Raw genomic sequence first — 22,627 nt, forward strand, 5'->3', positions numbered from 1 at the left:
ATCTATGCTCCTCCTACCCCTGCTCGCTATCGCAGGGCCCGCATTCGGGGATCTGCTCGACGTGACCGCGCCGATTACGCGCGATCTGCCGGTCCGCGAAGGCACCTTCGGGACGGACAGATGCGGCGGCCTGATGATGCTCGTCCTTGCGGGCGAAGTGATAAACGAACCGGACCGTCATAACCCGCAGATAAACCTTGCGCTCATGGGCTTTATAGAAAGCGGCATGAGGCGAACCACCCGGACCCAGGCCGAAGTGATGGCGAAGATGAAGGACTACGCGGTAGCCTATTCAAAACAGCCGATCGGTAAGCCGGAGTCTTATGAGGTCATGATGGATGATGCCCGCTATTGTCGGGCATTGGCTCGGAGCATCGGCAAGCTTCCATGACCCGCACTGAATTCGACATCCTCTGCGCCCGGCACCCCGGCGCCGTTCTGTCAGGCCCCGGAGAACTGGACGCCTGGAAGATCGGCGGAAAGATGTTCGCCTGTTTCGGCCATACCGACACGCGTGCCACCAACGACGACCATGCTGTCGTTCGATGCGCGGACGGTGAAATGGCCAAGATGCTTATCGAGACCGGGACCGCCCGAAAACCCGCCTATTTCCGGGGCGCTTGGGTCCGGTTGGACTTGGCCGACCTCGACCCGGAGGAGGCCGCGCACCGCATCGCCGTCTCCTACGATACCATTCGCGCCGGCCTGACCAAAAAGGTCCAAGCCACCCTGCCACCACAGGAGACTTAGACGATGTTCCCCACCCCCATCGAAAAATCCTCCCGACAGTGGCAAATCACCTATCAGGCGATCCTGCCCTTGGCGCTCATCCTCTGGTTGCTGCCCCTGATCGCGGTGATGATCTTTTCGATCAAGCCCGATGCTGATTTCACCAACGGCAACTACTGGGGCATGCCCTCGTCCTTCAACCTGTTCGAGAACTACGGCAAGGTCTTCTTCGAGAGCGACATGCCGCGCTATTTGCTCAACAGCTTGGTCATCACCATTCCGACCGTGATCGGCACCGTCGCCCTGTCCTGTATGACGGGCTTTGCCCTCGGCGTGTATAAATTCAAGGGCAACCTGCTGATCTTCTTCATGTTCATCGCAGGCAACTTCGTGCCCTTCCAAATCCTGATGGTGCCCGTGCGCGATTTCACCATCGACCTGAACCTCTACGACACGAAGACCGGGCTGATCCTCTTCCACATCGCGTTCCAAACCGGGTTCTGTACGCTCTTCATGCGCAACTTCATCCGCGCCCTACCCTATCCCCTGATCGAGGCCGCGCGGGTCGAGGGCGTCGCCGAATGGCGCATCTTCTGGTTCGTCGTCATGCCCCTGATGAAGCCCGCCATCGCCGCCCTAGCGGTGCTGATATTCACCTTCATCTGGAACGACTTCTTCTGGGCCATCGTCCTGACCCAGGGCCCCGACAGCCAGCCGGTGACCGCAGGCATCACCTCCTTCAACTCGGAGTATCGCGCCGCCTATCACCTGATGAGCGCAGGCAGCATCGTCGCCGCCCTGCCGCCGGTGGCCATGTTCTTTCTGATGCAAAAGCACTTCATCGCGGGCCTCACGCTGGGCGCCGTCAAGTAAGACAACCCTCCAGACTGGGACCCCACCGATGTCCTCACCCCTCGACACCGACGCGGCATCTGCGTCGGCGCTCCCCTTGGCGGCCCGCGCAACCAAGGCGCCCCCCGACGTCCGGACCTGGCGACTGGACGATTGGCACCCCGAGACCGGCGGGCGCCAAACCATGGTGCTGGCCGCGATGGGGGATCGCCTGCCACAGGTTATCTATTGGGGCGCCCCCCTACCCCAGACCGCGAACCTCGACACCCTGCACGCGGCCCATGCCATCGACGTCACCGGCGGGATGCTGGACGAGAACCCGGACCTCAGCCTCTGCCCCGAGGCGGCCCGCACATTCCCCGGCCAGCCCGGCCTGATCCTGCGGGACCACGACAGCACACCTCTGCTGCCGAAATTCTGCTACCAGTCTGAGGATACCACCGACGGCCTGGCGCTCACCTATGCCGATGCGGAGGCGGGCATTACCCTGACCTTCCGCTTCACGACCGATCCATCCACCCGGATCATCACCGCCAAGACCATCCTCCAGGCCACGCGCCCCGTCCACCTGCACTGGCTGGCCGCGCCCGTCCTGCCAGCCCCCCAGCAATCGGCCGAGATGATTGACGTCTCGGGCCGCTGGTGCGGGGAGTTCCAGCTCAACCGCACCGCCTGGTCGCCGGGCATTCGCTACCGCGAGAACCGCACGGGCCGCACCGGGCACGAACATTTCCCGGGCCTGCTGATCCCCTCCTTTGGCGCCACCAACACCCAGGGCGAATGCTACGGCTTCCACTACGGTTGGTCCGGCGGCCACAAGATGATCGCCGAGGAATTGCCCGACGGGCGCCGTCAGATCCAATGGGGCCATTCCGCTCGGATGGAGACGAAACCGGCCACGCGGTTTGAAAGCGCCACGCTCTACGCCACCTACTCCCAGACCGGTCTCAACGGCTGCGCCGTGGCGTTCCAGCGCCACACCCGCGACCGCATCGTCACCTGGCCCCGCGGGGCGGCCCACCCCCGCCCGGTCCACTACAACTGCTGGGAAGCGGTCTACTTCGATCACAAGCTGGAGGTTCTGAAGGACATCGCCAGCCGCGCTGCCGCCCTTGGCGCCGAACGCTTCGTCCTGGATGACGGCTGGTTCGGTCAGCGGGACGACGACACCCGCAGCCTGTCCGATTGGGAGGTCGACCCGAGGAAATACCCCGATGGCCTGGGCCCCCTGATCGACCATGTCCACGGCGAGGGGATGACCTTCGGCATTTGGTTCGAGCCGGAGATGATCAACCCCGACAGCGACATCCACCGCGCCCACCCCGATTGGGCCCTGGGCGGGGAGGATCAGACCCTGGGCCGCCAGCAAAAGGCCCTGAACATGGCCCTGCCCGAGGTCCGCGATTTCATCTACGACCGCATGGCGGCGGTCCTCTCCGCCCATCCGATCGACTACATCAAATGGGACCACAACCGCGTGCTGCCCATGCCGGATGCGGACCAGACCCGTGGCTCCTATGCGCTGATCGACCGGCTGCGCGCCGACTTCCCGAACGTGGAAATCGAAAGCTGCGCCTCGGGCGGCGGGCGCATCGACATGGGCATCCTCAAGCGCACCCAACGGGTCTGGCTCTCCGACAGCAACGACGCGCTCGAACGCCTCCGCATTCAGCACGACGCGGCGCTCTTCCTGCCCCTCGCCGTCACCGGCAGCCACGTGGGCCCCCGACGCTGCCACACCTCTGGCCGTGTCCTCGACATCTCTTTCCGCGCTTGGGTCGCCGCCCAACGCCACATGGGGTTCGAAATGGACCCGAGGGAACTCGACGACCGGGAGACGGCGGTCCTCACGGAGGTCACCGCCTGGTGGAAACGCAACCGCGATTGGATGACCGAGGCGGATATCCTGCGCCTCGACAGCCCGGATCCCGCCGTCCTGGCCGAACAACAGCAGGACCGCGACGGCAGCCGCTTCGTCGTCTTCGCTGGCAAGGCCGCCACCTCGGTCCAGATCGCGCCGCGCCCCTTGCGGCTGACGGCCCTGGACCCAGAGGCGACGTACCGGATCGAACTCCTCAACCGCACCAATGCCCCCGCCCTCAGCCGGGGCCACCAGGTCCTCAAGGAACAGGCCATCGAGGTCTCGGGCGCCTACCTAATGCACCACGGACTGACCCTGCCCTGGACCTATCCCGACACCATGTGGGTGGTGGAGGGCCGCCGCCTGTGACCCTGCCTTTACCCAATATTAAGGTTAACGCGCGTCCTGCCCATCACGGGTCCTCAAGTACCTCCGGGGAGCGCGAGGGGCTGGCCCCTCGCTCCGCACCGAACATCCAGCGTCAGCGCCAAATCGTGCGCCCATCGCGTATGACCCATATCCCCCAAGGATCACCCCGCCATCACCCACGGAGTCTCCGATGACAGATCCCACCTATCCTGACCTCCGCGACGCCTCCGTTTTCATCACCGGGGGCGGCTCCGGCATCGGCGCGAACCTGACCGAAGGCTTCCTGCGCCAAGGGGCCCGTGTCGCCTTCATCGGTCGCTCAGACGCCAGTGCCTTCGTCACAGAGGTCTCGGACCGCACGGGAAACACACCGCTTTTCATCCAAGGCGATATCACCGACATCGCCGCCCTGCGCGCAGCCATGGACGAGGCGGCGGCGGCCCACGGACCCATCACTCGCCTCATCAACAATGCCGCCAACGATCAGCGCCACGCCACACTCGACGTGGACGAAGCCTTTTGGGAGTGGTCCATCGCCATCAACCTCAAGGCCTATTTCTTCGCCTGCCAACACGCCATTCATGGCATGAAAACAGCCGGTTACGGCCATATCGTGAACTTCTCTTCCATCAGCTATATGATGGGGAACGCGGGCTATGCGATCTACACCTCCGCCAACTCCGGCATCAACGGCATGACCCGCTCCCTGGCCCGTGAGTTCGGACCGGACAAAATCCGTGTCAACGCGCTCGCCCCCGGTTGGGTGCTGACCCAAAAGCAGCTCGACAAATGGGCCGACCCCGACAGCCTCGCCGCCCACCTGGACCGCCAATGCCTCAAGGACACGCTTCAACCCGAAGACATTGTGAACCCTACGCTTTTCCTGTCCTCCGAGGCTTCCCGCATGATGACCGGGCAGGCCATGGTGGTGGACGGCGGTGTCGTGGTAACAGGCTGATATGAGCCGTTGGATTGCAGTCGATTGGGGCACCTCGACCCTGCGGGCCACCCTGATGCAGGGCGAGGTCGTCCAAGACAGGCGCGAAGCCGGGACCGGCATGAACAGCCTGACCCAAGAGATGTTCGAACCGACCCTTCTGGGCCTGATCGACGATTGGCTTGCGGGGCCGACACCGGTTTTAGCCTGCGGCATGGTTGGGGCGCGGCAAGGCTGGGCCGAGGCGCGCTATGCTGCGGTGCCCTGCGCTCCGATGGGGACCGGGCTGACCCAGGTGAAGACAAGCGATCCGCGTCTCGATGTCCGCATCGTGCCGGGTCTCAAGCAATTGAAACCCCACGCAGATGTCATGCGCGGGGAGGAAACGCAAATCGCGGGTATCCTGGCCACCCTACCCGATTTCGACGGGGTCGCCTGCCTGCCGGGCACCCATACCAAATGGGTCCACCTCAGCGCTGGAGAGGTCGTCAGTTTTCGCACGGTCATGACCGGAGAATTGTTCGCCACGATCACCGGTCAGACCGTTTTGCGTCATTCCCTGGACGGCGACGGGTGGGACGAAGGCCCTTTCATCGACGCCGTCTCCGACGCCCTGTCCCGCCCTGAAACCCTGGCCGCGCGCCTGTTCGAACTGCGCGCCGCAGACCTCCTGCACGGCCAAACCGCCACCATGGGCCGCAGCGTCCTGTCGGGCCTGTTGATCGGCGCTGAGTTAGCCGCCACCCGCCCCTGGTGGTTGGGCCGCGATGTCGTCATCACCGGCTCGCCCCGCACGACGCAAGCCTATGATGCCGCACTGAAATCCCAAGGGGTCGCGCCCCGCTTGCTGCCTGCGGATGAGATGACGCTCAAGGGCCTCGCCACAGCAAAGGACCTGCCATGACCCGTCCCCTGATCGCCATCCTGCGGGGCATTACGCCCGATGACGCCGCCCCCGCCTGCGCCGCCCTGATTGAGGCCGGGATTACAACGATTGAGGTCCCCCTGAACTCGCCCGAGCCCCTGCGCTCCATCGCCGCCATGGTTGATGCGCACGGAAACCAAGCAACCATCGGAGCGGGCACCGTCCTGACTGTGGCGGAGGTCCAGGCGGTCGCCGAGGCGGGCGGACGCATCGTCGTCTCGCCCAACACGGACCCCGAAGTGATTGGCAAGACAGGGGAATTGGGTCTGGAAAGCTGGCCCGGCGTTTTCACCCCGTCCGAGGCCTTCGCCGCGCTCAAGGCTGGGGCCACCGGGCTGAAACTGTTTCCCGGCGCCATGGCCGGACCCGGCGGGCTGAAAGCGATGCGTGCCATCCTGCCGCCCGGCTGTCAGGTCTATGCCGTCGGCGGCGCAGGGCCTGACAATTTTGGCGATTGGCTGGCCGCAGGGGCCGACGGCTTTGGCCTCGGCACGGCCTGCTACACGCCCGGCATCAGCATCGCTGAGATCGCGACCCGCGCGCGCACCATCGTTGCCGCCTACGACGCAGCGGTCGGGACACGATGAGCGCCCTCGTCTTTGACGCACGCGCCTGCGCCCTGGGCGAGGGCCCGCTCTGGCATCCTGAGCGCAATCAGTTGTTCTGGTTCGACATTCTGGATCGAAAGCTGCTGACCCGTACGGACGACGGGCAACAGGACTGGTCCTGGGACGAAGCGGTCAGCGCGGCGGGTTGGATCGACCGGGACACGCTCTTCGTCGCCGGAGAGAGCGGCTTCTGGCGGTTCGAGATCGCAACCGGCGCGCGGGAAAAACTCCTGGACCTGGAGGCCGAGTCACCCATCACGCGCTCCAACGATGGGCGAGCCGACCCGGTGGGCGGGTTTTGGATTGGCACCATGGGTTGGAACGCCGAGGAGGCGGCGGGCGCCATCTATCGCTATTTCCGGGGCGAGGTGCGGAAGCTCTATCAGGATGTCACGATCCCCAACGCCACCTGTTTCTCGCCCGATGGCATGTGGGCCTATTTCGCGGACACGGGGACGGGCATTCTCTGGAAACAGCACATCGACCGCGCGGGCTGGCCTTCGGGAAAGGCAGAGGTTTTCGTGGACTTCTCCGGCGTTGGTCTCAACCCGGATGGAGCCGTTTGCGATGCCCAGGGCAATGTCTGGGTCGCGCAGTGGGGCGCAGGGCGCGTTGCCTGCCATGCCCCGGATGGGACCTTCCTGGGCGAGGTCACCTGCGGCGCCACGCGAACCACCTGCCCCGCGTTTGGGGGTCCCGATCTGGACCGCATGTTCGTCACCTCCGCCCATGACGGCCTGGACGATGCAACGCGCGCCCACCAACCGGGCGCGGGCCTCACCTGGGTGGCCGTGCCCGGCGTGACGGGTCAGCGCGAACACAGGGTCGTGCTGTGAAGCGGACGCTGGGCACCTGCTACTACCCAGAACATTGGCCCGAAACACAATGGCCGGAAGACGCCGCCCGCATGGTCGATCTGGGTCTGACCTGGGTGCGCATCGGGGAGTTCGCTTGGTCCCGGCTAGAGCCCGCACCGGGCGCCTATGACTGGGGCTGGCTGGACCGTGCGGTCGATGTGCTGACAGATGCGGGGCTACGCATCGTCATGGGCACCCCCTCCGCCACACCGCCACGCTGGATGCTCGACCGGTACCCGGACATGTTGGCCGTGGATGCCGAGGGACGGCCCCGGGGCTTTGGATCCCGCAGGCACTATTGCTTTAGTCACCGGGGCTATCGCGAGGACGCCGCGCGGATGGCCGGCCTTATGTCCGAACGCTACGGCGCCCGCGTCAGCGCATGGCAGACCGACAATGAATACGGCTGCCACGACACCACGCTCAGCTATTCGGAGGCGGCGCGCCTGGCGTTTCGCGCGTGGCTGCGGCGAAGGTATCAGACCACGGATGACCTGAACGCTGCCTGGGGTAATGTGTTCTGGTCCATGACCTATTCGGATTTCGACCAGATCGACCTGCCGAACCTGACAGTGACCGAGCCGAACCCGAGCCATCTCCTGGCCTTCCGCCGGTTTGCCAGTGACGAGGTCGTTGCCTGGAACCGGGCGCAAGTCGACGCGATTCGGGCCCATTCCGACGCGCCCATCTCGCACAATTACATGGGCCGCGTGCTGGAGTTTGACCACTACGCAGTCGGCGCCGATATGGAGATCGCCACATGGGACAGCTATCCCATGGGCTTTCTGCTGGACCGCGTGCCCGATGGGGACCGCGGGGCCTATCTGCGGCAGGGGGACCCAGATTTTCAGGCCTTTCACCATGATCTCTATCGCGCCGTGGGGCGCGGGCGCTGGTGGATCATGGAGCAACAGCCCGGCCCGGTGAACTGGGCCCCTTGGAACCCCGCGCCGCTGCCTGGCATGGTGCGGCTGTGGTCCTGGGAGGCCTTCGCACATGGCGCCGAAACGGTGGCTTGGTTCCGCTGGCGACAGGCCCCCTTTGCGCAGGAACAGCAGCACGCGGGCTTGCTGCGGCCCGACAGCACTCCGGCCCAAGGGTTTCACGAGGCCGCCCAGGTTGCGCAGGAGGTGGCGGAGGCACCGGACACCGCCCCTGTGCAAGCCCCCGTGGCGCTGATCTTCGACTATGCGTCGCAATGGGCCTGGGAGGTGCAGCCCCAGGGCGCTGACTTCGACTACTTCGGGCTGTGCCTCGATATGTATCGGGCGTTGCGGGCGCTTGGGCTGTCGGTGGACATCTTGCCGCCCGACACCCCAACTTTGGATGGCTACGCCCTGACCCTCGTCCCTGGCCTGCTGACCCTGGCGGAGCCGTTGCGCAGGGCGATTGCCACGGCCAAAGGACGCGTGTTGACCGGGCCACGCACGGACCTCAAGACGGCGGAGTTGACGACCAAATTACCGCTGGGGCCAGACCTGCCGGGGCTGGCGGCAACCTCGGTCATGGAGGAAAGCTTTCCCGCCGACCTGCCGCGCCCCCTGCCCGGCGGAGGGCGCATCGTAAAATGGCTGGAGCATCTGGAGACCGATGCCCAGGTGGTCGACGTCACCGACGAGGGCACGCCGCTGCTGTTGCGCGATGGCAACCGGCTCCATCTGGCGGCCTGGCCCGATAAGATCGCAGCGCGTCGTCTGCTTGGGGAACTGGCGCGGGAAGCTGGTCTTGAGACTATGGATCTGCCCGAAGGCCTGCGGGTCCGGGACACCGCGACCGAGCGCTTCGTTTTCAACTATGGGGCGCAGGCGCAAGACTATGACGGGCACAGCCTGCCGCCTGCGGGGGTCTTAAGGCTTAACCGGCCATCCTAAGACCCAAGTCTATCATCCGGTTGGCGAAGCCCCATTCGTTGTCATACCAGCCAAAGACTCGGATCAAGCCACCCTCGGCCACCCGGGTCTCAGCGGGCATTTGGATCAGGCTTTCCGGTCGACCGCGCAGGTCAGACGAGACGACAGGCGCGGGTTCCACGCCGATTACTCCACCGGCCTGCGCGATGGCCCGGTTGACCTCATCGGACGTGGCCGTCCTCTTCGGTAGGAACGCCAAATCCACCGCAGAGACGCTCGCCACGGGCACGCGCACCGATTGACAGGGCACGCGGCCCGCCAGATGGGGCAAGACCTGGTCCGCGAGGCGCCCTGCGCTTGTCGTTGTGGGCACCATGGACAGCGCTGCTGCCCGGCTGCGCGCCAGTGCGTTGCCCATGGGCATGTCCACCGTCGGTTGACTACCGGTATAGCAGTGGATCGTCGTCATCGTGCCAGAGACGATCCCAAAGGCCGCATCCAACACCGCGAGCAAAGGCGCCACGGCGTTCGTCGTACAAGACGCGTTGGAGACAACGCGATGATCGGGGGACAACGTGGCCTCATTGGCGCCCAGTACGATAGTGGCATCCGCCACAGCGGACGGCCCGGACATCAAGACCTTGCCCGCCCCGGCCAGCAGCCCCCGCTCCGCCTCGGGGCGGTTTTCGGTGCGGCCGGTGCATTCCATGACCAGGTCCACACCGCCTAGGGACAGGCTCCGCAAATCAGGTGTCCGGCGAAACGGGATCGCACGGTCGCCAATATGCAGCACTTCGTCCCCGGCATGGACGGGGTCATTCCAGGGCCCAAAGACACTGTCGTATTTGAACAGGTAAGCGCAGGTCTCCAGCGGGGCGATATCGTTGATGCCCACGATCTCAAGCTCTGGTCCAGCACCCGCAAGGTGGGCTCGAAGGATCGACCGACCAATGCGGCCAAAGCCATTGATAAAGACCTTCATGGACATGCCCTCCTGCGGCCATAGGGAGGGCCGCGCCGGGCGATGTCAAAGGCGGATGCGTATCAGTACAAACCCCATTCGTCTTCGCCCACGGCCTCTCCGATGGCGGTCCAATCGGCCCGAACGCGGGCGACCCGACTGTCCCCCCAGGTGCGAAAGACCAGATCGAACCCTTCGGGCGAAACACGGCTATGGCTGAGATCGGCGCGTTGATTGCTGGAATCATCCATGTCGAACATTGCCAGGGCTGTCATGATGACCGGCGTCGTCTTGAAGGCCTCTGGGAACTCGATGCGGACGCGGGCCTCACGCGGGCCGCGACCGGTCCACATCTCTCCGCCGTCTTCAAAGTCGGAAAAGATCACCCTGGAGCCTTGCTGGATCCCGATAGCGTGGTTTGTCAGCTTGCGCATGGTGCCCCCGTCTCCCCCCAGGTGCGAGGGACCGGCCCCAGGCGGGTCAACCCCTCGTCAGACCATAGAAAAGCAAAGGCCCCAGGACAATCCCAGGGCCTTCGAAACGGTGTGTGTCTGACTGGCGTTGGCCCGTCAGTGGGTCTGTTACTTGGCGTTCAAACCGATTTCGCCGCCCAGGGCCACCATGTCGGCCACCAGCTTAGCTGCAGATTCGATGGCATCGTCAGGTGCGTTGGTCTGGGCCTCCGTCGCTTCGGCGACCCAGCCGTCGAAGGTCTCTTGCGAGACCTCGGACACGGGCAGCGCCCGCTCGGCCAGAACGCTGACACCGGCACCGATCTCGGCGAAGCCCCCGGTCACGGCATAGCTTTCCTCGCCCGAGGCGGTTTCTATGGTCAGCACGCCAGGGCGCAACGAGGTGATGGTCGGCGCGTGGTCGGCCATCGCGGTCATATCCCCGTCCGCGCCGGGGATGCGGACGGCCTTGGCGTCGTCATAGGACGCCAGCCGCCGCTCGGGTGAGACGAGTTCGACCTGCATCAGGCTGCCTCAGCCGCCATCTTCTCGGCCTTGGCCTTCACCTCATCGATGCCGCCAACCATGTAGAAGGCACCCTCGGGCAGGTGATCGTATTCACCGGCAACCACGGCCTTGAACGAGGCAACGGTCTCGGCCAGGGGCACCTGAACACCGTCGGAGCCGGTGAAGACCTTCGCCACGTCGAACGGCTGCGACAGGAAGCGCTGGATCTTGCGGGCGCGGGCCACGGTGAGCTTATCTTCTTCCGACAGTTCGTCCATGCCCAGGATCGCGATGATGTCCTGCAGCGACTTGTAGCGCTGGAGGATCCCCTGGACGTCGCGAGCCACCTGATAGTGCTCTTCGCCGATGACGGCGGGGTCCAGCAGGCGCGACGTCGAGTCGAGCGGGTCCACAGCCGGGTAGATGCCCAGCTCGGAGATGGCGCGCGACAGAACGGTCGTGGCGTCGAGGTGGGCGAAGGACGTGGCCGGCGCGGGGTCGGTCAAGTCATCCGCAGGCACGTAGACGGCCTGCACCGAGGTGATCGAACCCGACTTGGTCGAGGTGATCCGCTCTTGCATGGCGCCCATGTCGGTGGCCAGCGTCGGCTGATAGCCCACAGCCGAAGGAATACGACCCAGAAGCGCCGACACCTCGGAACCCGCCTGCGTGAAGCGGAAGATGTTGTCGACGAAGAACAGAACGTCCGTGCCCGACTGGTCGCGGAACTGCTCGGCCAGGGTCAGGCCGGTCAGGGCGACGCGCATCCGCGCTCCGGGAGGCTCGTTCATCTGACCGTAGACCAGCGACACTTTCGAGTCCGACAGGTTGTCGGGCACGATCACGCCGGATTCGATCATCTCGTGGTAGAGGTCGTTGCCCTCGCGGGTCCGCTCCCCAACACCGGCGAACACGGAGAAGCCCGAGTGCACCTTTGCGATGTTGTTGATCAGTTCCATGATGAGAACCGTCTTGCCCACGCCGGCACCACCAAACAGGCCGATCTTACCGCCCTTGGCGTAAGGGGCCAGCAGGTCGATGACCTTGATGCCGGTTTCCAGAACCGCCGACTCGGTCGACTGGGCCTGGAATTCGGGCGCATCGGCGTGGATCGGGCGCTTTTCGTCGGCGTTGACCGGCGCGCCTTCGTCCACGGGCTCACCCACGACGTTCAGGATGCGGCCCAGGGTGGCGTTGCCCACCGGGATGGTGATGGGACCGCCGGTGTCGCTGACCGACTGGCCGCGGACCAGACCTTCGGTCGAGTCCATGGCGATGGCCCGGACGGTGTTCTCGCCCAGGTGCTGCGCCACTTCCAGGACCAGGCGGTTGCCGTTGTTGTCCGTTTCCAGGGCGTTGAGGATCTCGGGCAGGGCATCGTCGAACTGAACGTCGACAACGGCGCCGATCACCTGTGTAATTTTTCCGACTGCGTTAGCCATGTCGTGTGTCTCCGGTTTCTCAGAGCGCCTCGGCGCCCGAAATGATTTCGATCAGCTCGTTGGTGATGACGGCCTGACGCGAGCGGTTGTACTCGATCGTCAGCTTGTCGATCATCTCGCCCGCATTACGCGTGGCGTTGTCCATCGCCGACATCCGCGCGCCCTGCTCCGAGGCCGCGTTTTCCAGCAGCGCCGAAAAGATCTGCGTCGCCACGCCACGGGGCAGCAAGTCGGCGAGGATCGCCTCTTCGCTGGGCTCGTAGTCGTAGAGCGCGGTCTCGGCGTCGTCTTCGGTCTCGAAGCTGGCCGGGATGATCTGTTGCGCCGTGGGGATCTGACTGATGACCGACTGGAACTTGGCGAAGAAAATCGTCGCCACGTCGAAATCACCCGCGTCGAACTGCTTGAGCGCGTCGGCGGCGATGGCTGCGGCATTGCCGTAGCCGATCCGCTTCACATCGCTCAGGTCCACGTGACCGACGAAGTAATCGCCGTATTCCCGCTTCATCGCCTCGCGGCCCTTTTTGCCGACGGTGAGGATTTTGACGGTTTTACCCGCCGCGATCAGCTCTTCCGCCCGCTGCTTGGCCAGCTTGGAGATATTGGCGTTGAAGCCCCCGCAGAGGCCCCGTTCGGACGTCATCACGATCAAGAGCTGAACTTGATCGGACCCGGTCCCCGACAAAAGCCGGGGGGCGGTTTCGCTGTTGCCAACCGATGCGGCGAGCCCACCCAGAACGGCGTTGAACCGTTCCGTGTAGGGGCGCGACGCCTCGGCCGCATCCTGTGCCCGCCGCAGTTTCGCGGCGGCCACCATCTGCATGGCCTTTGTGATCTTGCGCGTCGACTTGACGCTCTCGATCCGATTTTTGAGGTCCTTCAGACTGGGCATCGGACAGCCTTATGCGAACGTCTTGGCGTAATCGTCGAGGGCCGCTTTGATCTTGTCGGCCAGCTCGCCTTTCACCTTACGGTCGTTGTCCGAGATGTCGGCCAGCAAGTCCGCGTTCTTGGAGCGCAGATGCGACAGCAGACCGGTTTCCCAACGACCCACGTCCTTGACGTCGACCTTGTCCAAGTAGCCGTTGGTGCCCGCGAAGATGACGCAGACGATCTCGGCGTTGGTCAGCGGCGAGTACTGGGGCTGTTTCATCAGCTCGGTCAGGCGGGCACCCCGGTTCAGCAACTGCTGGGTGGAGGCATCCAGGTCGGACCCGAACTGCGCGAAGGCCGCCATCTCACGGTACTGGGCCAGCGACAGCTTAACGGGGCCAGCAACCGAGGACATGGCCTTAGTCTGGGCCGAGGAGCCAACGCGCGACACCGACAGACCGGTGTTCACGGCGGGGCGGATGCCCTGGTAGAACAGCTCGGTTTCCAGGAAGATCTGACCGTCGGTGATCGAGATCACGTTGGTCGGGATAAACGCCGACACGTCGCCGCCCTGGGTTTCGATGATCGGCAGCGCCGTCAGCGAGCCGTTGCCATAGTCGTCGCCCAGCTTGGCCGACCGCTCCAGCAGGCGCGAGTGGAGGTAGAAAACGTCGCCGGGGTAGGCTTCGCGTCCGGGCGGACGGCGCAGCAGCAGCGACATCTGACGGTAGGACACGGCCTGCTTGGACAGGTCATCGTACACGATCAGGGCGTGGCGGCCGTTATCACGGAAGTGCTCGGCCATGGCGGTCGCGGCGTAGGGGGCCAGGAACTGCATGGGCGCAGGCTCGGAGGCGGTGGCGGCCACGACGATGGAGTAGTCGATGGCGCCGCTCTCTTCGAGACGCTTCACCAGCTGTGCCACGGTGGAGCGCTTCTGACCCACGGCCACGTAGATGCAGTAGAGCTTCTTGCTCTCATCGTCGCCGGCGGCGTCGTTGTAGGACTTCTGGTTCAGGATCGCGTCCAGGGCCACGGCAGTTTTACCGGTCTGGCGGTCCCCGATGATGAGCTCGCGCTGACCACGGCCAATCGGGATCATGGCGTCCACGGCCTTGAGGCCGGTGGCCATGGGTTCGTGCACCGATTTCCGCGGGATGATGCCCGGCGCTTTGACGTCGGCGACCAGACGCTTGGAAGCGTTGATCGGGCCCTTGCCGTCCAGCGGGTTGCCCAGACCATCGACAACGCGGCCCAGCAGTTCGTCACCGGCGGGCACGTCCACGATGGAGTTGGTGCGCTTGACGGTGTCGCCTTCTTTGATGTCCCGGTCAGAGCCGAAGATCACGACACCGACGTTGTCGTTTTCCAGGTTCAGGGCCATGCCCTGAATGCCGCCGGGGAATTCGACCATCTCACCGGCTTGGACGTTGTCCAGGCCGTAGACGCGGGCAATACCGTCACCGACGGACAGCACGCGACCGACCTCGGCCACCTCGGCCTCTTGGCCGAAGTTCTTGATCTGATCTTTGAGGATCGCCGAAATCTCGGCAGCCTGGATCGCCATTAGCGGACCTCTTTCATCGTAGTCTGGAGTGCGTTGAGTTTCGCGCGGATCGAGGTATCGATCATTTGCGAACCGACCTTCACGACGAGGCCACCGATCAACGCCTCATCAACAGTCACATCTAAGTTTACGTCTTTGCCGGTCGAAGCCTTCAGGACCTTGGCCAGCTTGTCGGATTGGCCCTTGGTCAGGGCTTTGGCGGTGCGCACCTCGGCGGTGACTTCGCCTTTCTCCTCTGCAAGCATGTCTTGCAGGGCGGCGACCATTTGCGGCGTCACGAACAAGCGCCGCTTGGAGGCCATCAGCGAGAGGACGTTCTTGACCGTCCCGCTCAGCCCCATCTTATCGGCGACGGCCGCAATGGCACGTCCTTGTTCATCTCGCGTTAGGACCGGCGATGTAAGAACATCCCGCAGGTCGGGTGAGGCTTTGATCGCCTCCTCCAACGCGGAGACATCGGTCGCCAGAGTCTTGAGATCGCCACCTTCGCGGCTGATGTCGAAGACCGCCTGCGCATAGCGCTCAGCGATCCCCATCGAAATCGAAGCTGGTTCGGACACGTCCACCCTTTCGACAGTCGTTCGGGTGCAGACTTGAACCCAGCACCCCCCCTTTCGACCTGGCCCGGAGAGGACCCGATCACGAAATCGCGCTCCCTCTAGCAGAGGGTCCTTCACCCTGCAACAACCTCGCAACTGGGGGTTTCAGACGGCCTGCGCGCCATCGCCGCAGCGCAGCGCTAACATGGTGCGGGGGCGCGCGGAGCGCTCAGAGAATCAGGACAGCGCCTGCCGAAAGCGCCGTGAATGACCGTCTAATGCTAAGATAGATTCCAGGCGCGGCACGCCCTTGCGACTTTGGTCGTAGGGTGCGTCCTACGGATGGCGACCCGCTGCAGTGGGCTCCGGTGTGCCTTCAAGAACACGCAAAGGTCGCCGGACACGCTCCGCAAGACCGGTCCTGGGCCGCGCGGGGACCTGTTTGGAGACCTCCAAGAGAATGACACCTCCGCCACCGGACCGCGACAGCCGCTGTCCAAGGCGTTCCACCCATCCCCCAACTCGCAACCAAAACTTCCAGGCGCTCGGCGGCGCAAAGAGCGCGGCAGCGTGCCGCTCCGGGATCAGACCGGCGTCAGCCACCTGGGCTTCTAGCTGGCGAAGGGAATAGGGCCGCCCGAACCCAAACGGCGTGCCGTCACGACGCGCCCAGAGACCCGACCGGTTCGGCACAATGAATATCGCCCGACCGCCGGGGCCCAAGACCCTCGCGCATTCGTCCAACAAAGCGGTCGGATTCTCCGACGTCTCTAACCCGTGCAGAACGACAAGTTTATCGGCCACGCCTGTTTCCAGAGGCCACAGCGTTTCCTCGGACAATACCGAGACGTTGGCCATGCCCGCCGGCCAATGCATCACCCCTTGCGGCGCGGGCATCAACCCGATGACGCGCCGCGCATCCCGCAAGAAAGGGCGTAGCAGCGGGACGGCAAAGCCAAATCCAACGACCGTCTGCCCCTGCGCCTCGGGCCATAACTCCACCAATTTGTCGCGCACCGCCTTCTGTGCAGCACGCCCCAGGCGAGTCCGGTAATAGAAGTGGCGCAGGTCGAGCACATCAAGATGCATGGATTTCGCGATTGCTCCAGGACAGGTTCGTGCCATGCTTACCTCGGAAACGAAGGAATGCCATGGCCCCCCTGACCCCAAACCCTATCATTGAGTCCCTGATCGTGATCCCGATGCTTCGGGATCGCTTTCCCGATTTGCTCGACAATTACGGATACATTTTCCGGTCAGGCGATCACGTCGCCTGCGTCGACTGCGCGCGTGCTGCCCCACATCTGGAAACTGCGGCGGATCGCGGTTGGACGATCACGGATGTCCTACTGACCCATCACCACCCGGACCATGTGGATGGTGTGGCCGATCTCGTCGCGGCGACCGGTGCAAAGGTCTGGGGCCACGCGCAAGATGCGCACAGATTGCCGCCTTTGGACCATGCGCTGCACGACGGCGACACTGTGACGCTGGGCGGCGTGACGGGTCAAATCTGGGACGTCTCCGGCCACACGATTGGTCATATTGCCTACATCTTTGACGGAATCGCGTTCACGGGCGACAGCCTCATGGTCGGTGGATGCGGGCGCTTATTTGAGGGCACGGCGGAGCAGATGCACCGCAGCCTCGGTCGCTTCGGGACTCTACCAGATGAGACGCTGATTGCCTCCGGTCATGAGTATACCGTGACCAATCTCGCTTTCGCGGCTACCCTTGAACCAGACAATAAGGCCCTTATTTCTCGGCTTGAGGCGACGAAACGGTTGGTGGGCGCGGGCACACCATCGGTACCGGCCCCGCTCTCTACCGAAAGACAAACCAACCCCTTCCTGCGGGCCCATGTGCCTGCGATCAAATCAGCGACCAATACGGTTGGGCTGGATGACGTTGCGACGTTTGCTGCGGCGCGCCGTGCAAAGGACGCCTTTTGATCGCGCAAATGACGACAAATGCGCATCACTTCCCCGTCACATGGTCTGACCTCGCAAAAGAAAAGGCTTGAAGCCCGCCCGACGACAACCAAAACTTAAGAGGACGCGGGGCATACTCCCATGACCCGCCGACGGCTGAAGGAGAACACCATGCCCTCGTTCTCGAATACCCTTGAACAGGCCATCCATGCCGCGCTGGCGCAGGCCAATGCGCGCCGTCACGAGTTGGCGACCTTGGAACACTTGCTGCTCGTGTTGATTGAGGAGCCCGACGCCGCGCGCGTGATGCAAGCCTGCGGCGTAAACCTCGACGAACTCCGCCAAACGGTTGAGGAGTTTATCGAAGACGATTTGTCGACACTCGTGACCGATGTTGAAGGGTCCGAGGCGGTCCCAACCGCCGCGTTCCAGCGCGTCATCCAGCGTGCGGCCATCCACGTCCAGTCTTCGGGGCGAACCGAAGTCACCGGCGCCAACGTCCTGGTGGCGATTTTCGCCGAACGTGAATCGAATGCGGCTTACTTCCTGCAAGAGCAGGACATGACCCGGTACGACGCCGTGAACTTCATCGCACATGGTGTGGCTAAGGATCCGGAATTCGGTGAGGCACGTCCGGTGCAGGGCGCCGACGAAGAGGCTGAGCAGGCCTCCGGCGGATCCGAAGGCCCGAACCCATCCGAGAACCGCGAAAGCGCCCTGGCGAAGTATTGTGTCGATCTGAACAAAAAGTCGGCCAAGGGTGACGTAGACCCGCTGATCGGTCGCGAGCACGAGGTGGAGCGCGCGATCCAGGTCCTCTGCCGCCGCCGAAAGAACAACCCGTTGTTGGTCGGGGACCCGGGTGTGGGCAAAACAGCCATCGCGGAAGGCCTGGCATTCAAGATCGTTCAGGGAGAGGTCCCAGACGTGCTCTCCGGCGCGACGATCTACTCGCTGGACATGGGCGCATTGCTGGCCGGCACACGCTATCGCGGTGACTTCGAAGAACGGCTCAAGGCGGTTGTGACCGAGTTGGAGGATCACCCAGACGCCGTTTTGTTCATCGACGAGATCCACACTGTGATCGGGGCTGGCGCCACCTCTGGCGGTGCGATGGATGCGTCCAACCTGCTGAAGCCTGCCCTGCAGGGTGGCAAGCTGCGCACTATGGGGTCGACGACCTATAAAGAGTTCCGTCAGCACTTCGAAAAGGACCGCGCGCTCAGCCGCCGGTTCCAGAAAATCGACGTGAATGAGCCGTCGGTCGAAGACACGGTGAAGATCTTGAAAGGTCTTAAAGACCGCTTCGAAGAGCATCACTCGATCAAGTATACCGCGGACGCCATCAAGACGGCTGTTGAACTGTCCGCGCGTTACGTGAACGATCGGAAGCTGCCGGACAAAGCCATCGACGTCATTGACGAAGCGGGGGCGGCCCAGGCGCTCGTCGCTGAATCCAAGCGGCGCAAAACCATCGGCGTCAAAGAAATCGAGGCCGTGGTGGCGAAGATCGCTCGGATCCCGCCGAAGAACGTCTCGAAAGACGACGCGGAGGTTCTGCGCGACCTGGAAGGGTCGCTCAAGCGGGTCGTGTTCGGCCAAGATGCGGCCATCGAGGCGCTGTCGTCGGCCATCAAGCTGGCGCGCGCTGGCCTGCGGGAACCTGAAAAGCCGATTGGGAACTACCTGTTCGCCGGTCCCACGGGCGTTGGTAAAACCGAGGTCGCAAAGCAATTGGCGGATACGCTCGGTGTGGAAATGCTGCGCTTCGACATGTCTGAATACATGGAGAAGCACGCCGTCAGCCGCCTGATCGGGGCGCCTCCGGGCTACGTCGGCTTTGACCAGGGTGGTCTATTGACCGATGGCGTGGATCAGCACCCGCACTGCGTGTTGCTGCTCGATGAGATCGAAAAGGCCCACCCGGATGTCTTCAACATTCTGTTGCAGGTGATGGATCACGGCAAGCTGACGGATCACAACGGGCGTGCGGTGGACTTCCGCAACGTGGTCTTAATCATGACGTCCAATGCAGGCGCGTCCGACATGGCGAAAGCCGCTATTGGCTTTGGCCGTGACCGGCGCGAAGGCGAGGACACGGCGGCAATCGAGCGCACGTTCACGCCGGAATTCAGAAACCGGCTGGACGCGATCATCAGCTTCGGACCGCTGCCCAAAGAAACGATCCTGCAAGTCGTCGAAAAGTTCGTGCTGCAGCTTGAGGCCCAGCTTCTGGACCGTGGCGTGACCATCGAGTTGACGCGCGCGGCGGCGGAATGGGTCGCGGACAAGGGCTACGACGACAAGATGGGGGCACGCCCCCTGGGGCGGGTCATCCAGGAACACGTCAAAAAGCCGTTGGCCGAAGAACTGCTGTTCGGGAAGCTGGCCAAGGGTGGTGTGGTCAAGGTTGGCGTCAAAGGTGGCGAGCTAGAGTTGCGGATTGAGGAGCCTGCGGCACCTAAGATCAGCAACAAGAAGCCGCCGCTTCTGACTGCAGAGTAACACAACGATTGGGGCCCTCTGGGGCCCCTTTTGCACGTCGCTGGTCGCCATGCCTCAACTGTGGCGCGATCAACTTCGCACGTATTCCCAGGAGGGTCTCTCTGACATGCGGTTCCTCCTTGCTCTGGCATTCCTCTCCGTCCCCGCGCAGGCCCAGACCATCGCGCTTGAGATGCCGTTGAACTGCACGCTGGGCGAAGACTGCTTCATCCAGCAATACGTCGATGCGGACCCGGGGCCAGGCGCACGCGACTACACGGGCGGCCCCCTCTCATACGATGGCCATAGGGGCACCGACTTCCGCGTCGCCGACCTTGAAGCGATGGCCGAAGGCGTCGCCGTGCTCGCCCCGGCAGACGGCGTGATACGCGGCATTCGCGATGGCATGGCAGACCGCATCATCGCCGACCGTTCCGAAGTCGCAAACCGCGAATGCGGCAACGGCGTTGCAATTGATCACGGAAACGGATGGTCCACACAGCTGTGCCACCTGGCCAAGGGTTCCGTCTCCGTGGCCGTCGGAGACCAGGTCGTCACCGGTCAGGCCATCGGCCTCATGGGCATATCGGGTGCGACCCAGTTCCCCCATGTCCATGTGACCGTTCGGCAGGACGGGGTCGTGGTGGATCCATTCGTCGAAAATCTCTGGCGCGAGTCGCCGCCTTACGAACCGGGCGGATTCCTATCGGTCGGGCTGGCAGATGACGTGCCCACATTCGGCGCCGTCAAAGCCGGAACGGCCGACGCCCAACGGTTGCCGCCCGATGCACCCGCGCTCGTGGTTTGGGCCGCGCTTTTCGGCGGACGTACAGGCGACGTCGTTTCGCTGCGGATCTTCGGGCCGGAGGGGGAAGACGTGTTTAGCCACGATGCGACGTTGGACCGGACACAGGCGGAGCTTTTCCGCGCAGCTGGTCGACGCCTGAGGGGGGCCGAATGGCCCGCCGGCAGCTATCGCGGGACGGCGGTTCTGACGCGAGACGGGGCTGTCATCGACCGGATCGAGACAGAGATTCCGATTGGCGGTTAACTGGCAGGCGGCGAACGCCAACCCGTCCGAGGCACAGTCTGGCCTGTATCTTCGGCAAGTCCGTATCACCCAGTGAGATCCCAACCAGCGAGCACCGCCGCTTGCTACCTCAAACGCCGTTACCTGCCGTGTGGATGCGCCTTGGAGTATGTCGCCATGAGATGGGCTGTATCCACCGCCGTATAGGCCTGGGTTGTCGACAACGACGCGTGACCCAGCAGTTCTTGAATGGCGCGTAGGTCACCCCCGGCTTCTAAGAGATGGGTCGCAAAGCTGTGCCGAAGGGCATGGGGCGTCGTGGTGGACGGCAAACCCAACTGCATACGCGCCCGCGCCACCACGCCGGACACGAGCGTCGGGCTCAAGCCGCCGCCGCGCGCGCCTCGAAACAACGGCGCGTCGGGGACCAGATCAAAGGGGCAGGCCCTGACGTAGCGGTCCACGGCTTGCCGCGCGATGGGCAAGACAGGAACCACCCGTTCCTTTCCCCCCTTGCCCTTGATGCGCAGGCTCTCTGGAAGGGGTGCATCTGCCCCTGTCAGCCCCAACCCTTCGGAAATCCGCAAGCCGCAGCCATAAAGAACCGTGACAACCGCCACATCCCGTGCCGCAATCCAAGGTGTCGTGTGTTGGATCGACACCGCGTCGATCAGCTCCTTCGCGGCGTCCTTGGCAAGCGGGCGCGGCAAGGGTTTGCGAAATTTGGGCGCCCGTGTGGACAAGACCGCCGTGGGATCGAACCCTTCCCGCTCGGACAGCCACCGAATGAAGGATTTGACCGCTGAGAGGCGCCGCGCGACCGACCGCGCAGCTGTCCCGCGCAGACGTTCCGATGCCAGCCAGGCCCGCATGTCGGATGTGGCCAAGCGACCGATATCAGCCAGCCCCATGGGCCCACCGCGGTGGGCAGCCATGAATGCCAGAAAGCCGGTCACGTCTCGCCCATAGGCGGCCAATGTGTTTTCCGCAGCGCCATCTAAGGCTCGTAGATGATCGCACCACGCTGAAAGGACGTCCCTGGCCGCGGGGCTGATCTCTAGCGACATGGGTCAGCCCAGGTGCTTGCGGGCCAGACGCTCAAACACACCGGTGAAGAACGCCAGAAGTTCAGTGCCCTGGTTGGGACGGAACTGATGGGGATCTTCGGCGCCAAAGGCCAACAGCGCTGGCATACGGCCTTGGCCAAGGTCCAACCGCAGCAGGGCCTCGGACCGAATCCAATCCGCATCGGCGCCAAACACCTGATCAGAGGCCGGAGCGCATTGGCGCAGGGTCACTTGGCGTACGGGCACAGACCGGCCATGGGTCACGTAGCCTTCGACAAACCCTTCAGGCACGACCGAAACCGCCGCATGGGGCGGCTCAGACGGCTGGGCGCTTTCCAGAATCAGGCGGACCCGCTCCACGCGGAGGATATCGGCCAGATCGGTCCCGAGCAGATCGAGAACTTCCCCGAAGGTATCGCAATCCAGCAACCGCAGCACGCACCGATTGATTTGATTGGTGCCAGCCAGGTTCTCATAGGCTGCGGCGATGACACTGCGATGGGTATCTTCCAAACGATCCAGCCGCGTTTCCAGGCGCTGCATCGCAATTCCACGAAGGTCGACGATGTTCTGGCCCATCTGCCGCTCGTTGCCCGCAATGAGGGCGCGCATCAGGTCACGGTCGTCCAACACAACGTCTGGGTCGGTAAGAATACGGTCGCGCCAATCCTGCGCGACCGCTTGCGCGGTCTTATCGGTCATAGGGCCTGCTCTGCTCCGGTCTGTGCCGTGGTTTTTGCCGCAATACCATGCAAAGCGAGGAAAGCAGGAGAGAAAGTCCAACCG

At 63.8% G+C, this 22,627-nt stretch carries 22 protein-coding genes; 12 read left to right on the forward strand and 10 right to left on the reverse strand.

Annotated elements, in window-relative coordinates; genetic code table 11:
- The first annotated feature begins 4 nt into the window (after nt 1-4).
- From K5R33_RS07975 to K5R33_RS08015, 9 genes are all read left to right on the forward strand, one after another.
- Nucleotides 5-391 carry a hypothetical protein gene (locus tag K5R33_RS07975; RefSeq protein WP_220748467.1) on the forward strand — a complete coding sequence of 129 codons (387 nt, stop codon included), beginning with the start codon at nt 5-7 and terminating at the stop codon, nt 389-391.
- Nucleotides 388-750: an MmcQ/YjbR family DNA-binding protein gene (locus tag K5R33_RS07980; protein WP_220748468.1), complete on the forward strand. Its 363-nt coding sequence runs from the start codon at nt 388-390 to the stop codon at nt 748-750. The genes K5R33_RS07975 and K5R33_RS07980 overlap by 4 nt, the downstream gene beginning before the upstream one ends.
- Before the next feature lie 3 nt (nt 751-753).
- Nucleotides 754-1,602, forward strand: a complete 849-nt coding sequence (locus K5R33_RS07985; protein ID WP_220748469.1) for a carbohydrate ABC transporter permease — start codon at nt 754-756, stop codon at nt 1,600-1,602.
- Nucleotides 1,603-1,765: 163 nt separating this feature from the next.
- Entirely contained in the window at nt 1,766-3,811 is a 2,046-nt protein-coding gene (locus tag K5R33_RS07990) for an alpha-galactosidase (RefSeq protein ID WP_255576246.1), read from the forward strand.
- Between the two features lie 190 nt (nt 3,812-4,001).
- Nucleotides 4,002-4,769, forward strand: a complete 768-nt coding sequence (locus K5R33_RS07995; RefSeq protein WP_220748471.1) for an SDR family NAD(P)-dependent oxidoreductase — start codon at nt 4,002-4,004, stop codon at nt 4,767-4,769.
- Nucleotide 4,770: 1 nt separating this feature from the next.
- Nucleotides 4,771-5,652 (forward strand): 2-dehydro-3-deoxygalactonokinase, encoded by an 882-nt coding sequence (locus K5R33_RS08000; protein WP_220748472.1) that lies wholly within the window; start codon nt 4,771-4,773, stop codon nt 5,650-5,652.
- A complete protein-coding gene (locus tag K5R33_RS08005; protein WP_220748473.1) occupies nt 5,649-6,260 on the forward strand; it encodes a 2-dehydro-3-deoxy-6-phosphogalactonate aldolase in 612 nt (203 codons plus the stop codon). Before K5R33_RS08000 ends, K5R33_RS08005 begins: the two co-directional genes overlap by 4 nt.
- Complete coding sequence (locus K5R33_RS08010) at nt 6,257-7,117, forward strand: SMP-30/gluconolactonase/LRE family protein (RefSeq protein WP_220748474.1); 861 nt, start codon at nt 6,257-6,259, stop codon at nt 7,115-7,117. The genes K5R33_RS08005 and K5R33_RS08010 overlap by 4 nt, the downstream gene beginning before the upstream one ends.
- Nucleotides 7,114-9,009 carry a beta-galactosidase gene (locus K5R33_RS08015; RefSeq protein ID WP_220748475.1) on the forward strand — a complete coding sequence of 632 codons (1,896 nt, stop codon included), beginning with the start codon at nt 7,114-7,116 and terminating at the stop codon, nt 9,007-9,009. The genes K5R33_RS08010 and K5R33_RS08015 overlap by 4 nt, the downstream gene beginning before the upstream one ends.
- On the opposite strand, the gene K5R33_RS08020 is transcribed toward K5R33_RS08015, so the two are convergent.
- The 8 genes from K5R33_RS08020 to K5R33_RS08055 all read right to left on the reverse strand — a co-directional run bounded on the left by K5R33_RS08020 (nt 8,993) and on the right by K5R33_RS08055 (nt 16,418).
- Nucleotides 8,993-9,976, reverse strand: a complete 984-nt coding sequence (locus K5R33_RS08020) for a type I glyceraldehyde-3-phosphate dehydrogenase (RefSeq protein ID WP_220748476.1) — start codon at nt 9,974-9,976, stop codon at nt 8,993-8,995. The two genes, K5R33_RS08015 and K5R33_RS08020, sit on opposite strands and share 17 nt — an antisense overlap.
- A 56-nt stretch (nt 9,977-10,032) precedes the next feature.
- Nucleotides 10,033-10,383 (reverse strand): H-type lectin domain-containing protein, encoded by a 351-nt coding sequence (locus tag K5R33_RS08025; protein WP_220748477.1) that lies wholly within the window; start codon nt 10,381-10,383, stop codon nt 10,033-10,035.
- A gap of 147 nt (nt 10,384-10,530) precedes the next feature.
- Complete coding sequence (locus tag K5R33_RS08030) at nt 10,531-10,926, reverse strand: F0F1 ATP synthase subunit epsilon (RefSeq protein ID WP_220748478.1); 396 nt, start codon at nt 10,924-10,926, stop codon at nt 10,531-10,533.
- Complete coding sequence (gene atpD, locus K5R33_RS08035; RefSeq protein ID WP_220748479.1) at nt 10,926-12,350, reverse strand: F0F1 ATP synthase subunit beta; 1,425 nt, start codon at nt 12,348-12,350, stop codon at nt 10,926-10,928. The genes K5R33_RS08030 and atpD overlap by 1 nt, the downstream gene beginning before the upstream one ends.
- Nucleotides 12,351-12,369: 19 nt before the next feature.
- Nucleotides 12,370-13,242, reverse strand: coding sequence for a F0F1 ATP synthase subunit gamma (locus tag K5R33_RS08040; RefSeq protein WP_220748480.1), 873 nt, complete (start codon nt 13,240-13,242; stop codon nt 12,370-12,372).
- Nucleotides 13,243-13,251: 9 nt separating this feature from the next.
- The gene (gene atpA, locus K5R33_RS08045; RefSeq protein ID WP_220748481.1) at nt 13,252-14,790 is read right to left on the reverse strand and encodes a F0F1 ATP synthase subunit alpha; all 1,539 of its coding nucleotides are present in this window, start codon (nt 14,788-14,790) and stop codon (nt 13,252-13,254) included.
- A complete protein-coding gene (locus K5R33_RS08050) occupies nt 14,790-15,350 on the reverse strand; it encodes a F0F1 ATP synthase subunit delta (RefSeq protein ID WP_220748482.1) in 561 nt (186 codons plus the stop codon). The genes atpA and K5R33_RS08050 overlap by 1 nt, the downstream gene beginning before the upstream one ends.
- Nucleotides 15,351-15,665: 315 nt before the next feature.
- Nucleotides 15,666-16,418 carry a class I SAM-dependent methyltransferase gene (locus K5R33_RS08055; RefSeq protein ID WP_220748539.1) on the reverse strand — a complete coding sequence of 251 codons (753 nt, stop codon included), beginning with the start codon at nt 16,416-16,418 and terminating at the stop codon, nt 15,666-15,668.
- A 107-nt stretch (nt 16,419-16,525) separates the two neighbouring features.
- On the opposite strand from K5R33_RS08055, the gene gloB reads away from it, so the two are divergent.
- The 3 genes from gloB to K5R33_RS08070 all read left to right on the forward strand — a co-directional run bounded on the left by gloB (nt 16,526) and on the right by K5R33_RS08070 (nt 20,795).
- Nucleotides 16,526-17,281 (forward strand): hydroxyacylglutathione hydrolase, encoded by a 756-nt coding sequence (gene gloB / locus K5R33_RS08060; protein WP_373314150.1) that lies wholly within the window; start codon nt 16,526-16,528, stop codon nt 17,279-17,281.
- A gap of 150 nt (nt 17,282-17,431) precedes the next feature.
- Nucleotides 17,432-19,765 carry an ATP-dependent Clp protease ATP-binding subunit ClpA gene (gene clpA, locus K5R33_RS08065; RefSeq protein WP_220748540.1) on the forward strand — a complete coding sequence of 778 codons (2,334 nt, stop codon included), beginning with the start codon at nt 17,432-17,434 and terminating at the stop codon, nt 19,763-19,765.
- A 106-nt stretch (nt 19,766-19,871) separates the two neighbouring features.
- Nucleotides 19,872-20,795, forward strand: a complete 924-nt coding sequence (locus K5R33_RS08070) for a M23 family metallopeptidase (protein WP_220748484.1) — start codon at nt 19,872-19,874, stop codon at nt 20,793-20,795.
- 119 nt (nt 20,796-20,914) lie between these two features.
- Here K5R33_RS08070 and K5R33_RS08075 read toward each other — a convergent pair whose 3' ends face one another.
- Nucleotides 20,915-21,841 (reverse strand): tyrosine recombinase XerC, encoded by a 927-nt coding sequence (locus K5R33_RS08075; RefSeq protein WP_220748485.1) that lies wholly within the window; start codon nt 21,839-21,841, stop codon nt 20,915-20,917.
- A gap of 3 nt (nt 21,842-21,844) precedes the next feature.
- Nucleotides 21,845-22,543, reverse strand: coding sequence for a DUF484 family protein (locus tag K5R33_RS08080; RefSeq protein ID WP_220748486.1), 699 nt, complete (start codon nt 22,541-22,543; stop codon nt 21,845-21,847).
- Nucleotides 22,544-22,627: the final 84 nt, after the last annotated feature.

Origin of the sequence: Jannaschia pagri (assembly GCF_019655435.1) — a bacterium.
GTDB classification, from domain to species: Bacteria; Pseudomonadota; Alphaproteobacteria; order Rhodobacterales; family Rhodobacteraceae; genus Jannaschia; species Jannaschia pagri.